This window comes from Methylobacterium sp. J-090, assembly GCF_022829345.1.
Taxonomy (GTDB): Bacteria; Pseudomonadota; Alphaproteobacteria; order Rhizobiales; family Beijerinckiaceae; genus Methylobacterium.
Map to the genome: position 1 here is coordinate 1 of NZ_JAKSXV010000054.1, position 3,499 is coordinate 3,499.

Consider the following 3,499-nt stretch of genomic DNA (forward strand, 5'->3'; position numbering starts at 1 on the left):
GGCACCAGCTACCCGATGGCGCTGGAAGGCGCCCTGAAGCTGAAGGAAATCAGCTACATCCACGCCGAAGGGTATGCGGCGGGTGAACTCAAGCACGGCCCCATCGCCCTCATCGACGAGAGCGTCCCCGTCATCGTCATCTCCCCCCACGACGCGATCTTCGAGAAGACCGTGTCGAACATGCAGGAGGTGGCGGCGCGGGGCGGGCGCATCATCCTCATCGGCGACGCCCGGGGCACGGCGGAAGCGGGGCTGGAGACCATGGCGACGGTGACCATGCCGGACTGCGATCCCGTGGTGGCCCCCATCGTCTATGCCGTGCCGATCCAGCTCATCGCCTACCACACGGCCGCGCTCATGGGGAAAGACGTGGACCAGCCGCGCAACCTCGCGAAATCCGTGACGGTGGAATGATCGACATCGGATTTGTCCGGTCGCTCGTCACAAGGACGTCGGTGAGACCTCGGGCAAGAATTTCGGCGAGAACTTAAGCAAGAACTTGGGCGAGAACCTGGGAGGGACGGCAATGCTGAAGTACTTCGGCACGGACGGTATCCGTGGACTGGCCAATCGCGTGATCACCCCGGAACTCGCCCTGCGGGTCGGGCAGGCCGCTGGCTTGCACTTCCGCAGTTCCGGCTACCGCAACCGGGTCGTGATCGGCAAGGATACCCGGCTGTCGGGCTACATGATCGAGACGGCCCTGATCGCCGGCTTCACCTCCGTCGGCATGGACGTACTCCAACTCGGTCCGATGCCGACGCCGGCGGTGGCCATGCTGACCCGCTCCATGCGGGCCGATATCGGCGTGATGATCTCGGCCTCCCACAACCCGTTCGAGGACAACGGCATCAAGCTGTTCGGCCGCGACGGCTTCAAGCTTTCGGATGCGGTGGAACGGGAGATCGAGGGACTTATCGACGGGCCGCTGCAGACGCGGCTGGCCGGCGCGCGCGATCTCGGCCGGGCCAAGCGCATCGAGAGCGTGCATGCCCGCTACATCGAGTTCGCCAAGCGGACCCTCCCGCGCCAGATGACCCTCGACGGCCTGCGGGTCGTCGTCGACTGCGCCAACGGCGCGGCCTACCGCGTCGCGCCCGAGACCCTGTGGGAGCTCGGGGCCGAGGTGATCGCCATCGGCGTCGAGCCCGATGGCTTCAACATCAACCGTGATGTCGGCTCGACGGCGCCGGATGCCCTGGTCGCTAAGGTGCGGGAACGCCGCGCCGACATCGGCATCGCCTTCGACGGCGATGCCGACCGGGTGATCATCGTCGACGAACGGGGCCTCGTCGTTGACGGCGACCAGCTCATGGCGGTCATGGCGCGCTCGTGGCAGCAGGACAATCGCCTGACCCAGCCTGGCCTCGTCGCCACGATCATGTCGAACCTCGGCCTGGAGCGCTATCTCGGCGGGATCGGCCTCGCCCTCGCCCGCACCGCCGTCGGCGACCGGTACGTGCTCGAACACATGCGCGCACACGGCTACAACCTCGGCGGCGAGCAATCCGGCCACATCATCATGTCGGACTACGCGACGACGGGGGACGGACTCGTGGCGGCGCTGCAACTCCTCAGCGTGGTCAAGCGCCGAGACCGGCCCGTCAGCGAGGTCTGCCACTGCTTCAACGCCCTGCCCCAGATCCTCAGGAATGTGCCCTATCGCTCGGGGGAGCCGCTCCGCGACGGCGCGGTCCTGGATGTCATCGCGTCGGCGACAGCCCGCCTGCACACGTCCGGTCGCCTCGTGGTTCGCCCGTCCGGCACCGAAACCGTGATCCGGGTGATGGCCGAGGGCGACGATCAACACCTGATCGGCGACATCGTGGATGAGGTGTCGCACGCGATCGCCAGGCGCTTCGGCGTCCAGGAGCCCCACCGGGCCTTGCACAGCTGAGAGGTCTCGGGCCCGGCGACCAGCCCCGGTTCCTCGACGGCGGACGAACCTTCGCCGGAAGCGGGTGAGCCGGTGAGGGCGGTGGCAATCTGGCTGTTGGGATGATGACGGATGAACTGGCCGTGGCCGCTGAGGCCTCGCGCCGGTATGACGGAACGCTGGCTGGATGTTTGTAGGGAACATGACAGTTGGAGCCTCGTTGAACCTGTCTCTCAGGGGGGCCCCATGCCGTCAGGTGGAAAACGTGAGAGGGCTGTCAGCGCCGAGATCCAATCTGCTCTGGATGCATCCGGCTTCGTCGGTACGTGGGACAATGATCTCCGTACGGATCTGGTGTACCTGTCCGGCTCGCTGATCCAAATGCTCGGGATTGCGCCCGAAGAGGCGGCGCGTGGCGTACCGTTGTCCGCGTTCCTCGCTGGCATCCATCCTGATGATCAAGAACGCGTGTCGGAGCTTGTCCGCGAGGCCCATGGGACTGTCGGGCGATTCGCGGCACACTTTCGAACTGTTCGTGCCGATGGCGTCGTGCATTGGGTTTCGGCGCGTGGACAGGTCGAGGCGGACGTCGAGGGGCGAGGAGTTCGCTGCCTCGGTATGGCCGTCGATATCACGAAGGCCCGTATCGACACTGTTGACGCTGCACAGCGGATCGATGTGATCGAGCGTCTCGTCGACAGCCTGATCCCCTTGCGAAACCTGCTGGCTCAGGATGGCGCAGGCGTTCTGGGAATGTTGGTCGATATGTTGCTGCTAGAGCTTGGAAAGGAGTTGTCCAAGCCGAAGTATGAGACTCGGGCGAAGCACCTTCATTAAAATCTGCTGTTCGAACGTCACCTCACCGCCGAAGACGCAATGGCTGGCGCTGTGCGGACCGCGATGTCGGCGGGTAGATCCAAAGACGAGTGGGATCGGTGTTCCCGCTCGTCTATTCTTTATCTGACGCCGCCGTTCACACCGTTCGGAAAAATCGCTTGGCTGAATCGTGCCGCTGCCATCGACGGTCGCCAGGACCTGCGACGGTGTTCGGCTGCCAGCGAGGTCGTTGACATCGGCTGGGGCCAGATCCGAGGTTCCGATCCCGAAATCAATGTCGCTGGAGCCATCGAAGTAGTCGCGCGGGTTTGAGATCTTACGGGATGTATCTGTAAGATATCAACACGCAGAACAAAGTAATTGGGCCTTTAAGGTTGTAAAGTTGAAGAATATATTCTCAACTGATGGTGTTCAACCTAAGGACCGCTTCCGCTGCTGGCGGGAGGTGTGCGAGGATCGTCTCGTTCCCATGGCGCAGAATTGCCTGGGCGACGAGCCGTTCCACGCAACCATAGACGGAGCCGGCATCGGTGATTTGGTTTTCACAAAATTTAGATTGGATAATCTTAGGGCTTCAACCACGGCGCAGACAATCAAGCATCAAAACAATAAAACCGATCAGTTGTTTATGAGTATGGTGCTCTCCGGTTGTAATTACCCACCCCCGTAATCTCGGGGTTCAGGCGCCGACGGTTTTGAGGATGGTGCCGAAGGAGCTGCTGCCTGTGAGGCGCGCGGTATCGACGACGGTGCGGATGGCAGCTTCGCCCTCGGCGGCCCACATCG

The 3,499-nt window shown here is 63.2% G+C and carries 3 protein-coding genes; all 3 read left to right on the forward strand.

The genetic code is table 11. From position 1 onward, the window contains the following. Positions 1–414 (forward strand): SIS domain-containing protein (locus MKK49_RS07935; RefSeq protein ID WP_244027582.1); only part of this gene is annotated, 414 nt, incomplete at its 5' end. Between the two features lie 112 nt (positions 415–526). Beyond that, positions 527–1,897, forward strand: a complete 1,371-nt coding sequence (gene glmM, locus MKK49_RS07940; protein WP_244027583.1) for a phosphoglucosamine mutase — start codon at positions 527–529, stop codon at positions 1,895–1,897. Between the two features lie 225 nt (positions 1,898–2,122). Then, a complete protein-coding gene (locus MKK49_RS07945) occupies positions 2,123–2,713 on the forward strand; it encodes a PAS domain-containing protein (RefSeq protein WP_244027584.1) in 591 nt (196 codons plus the stop codon). Positions 2,714–3,499 lie beyond the last annotated feature (786 nt).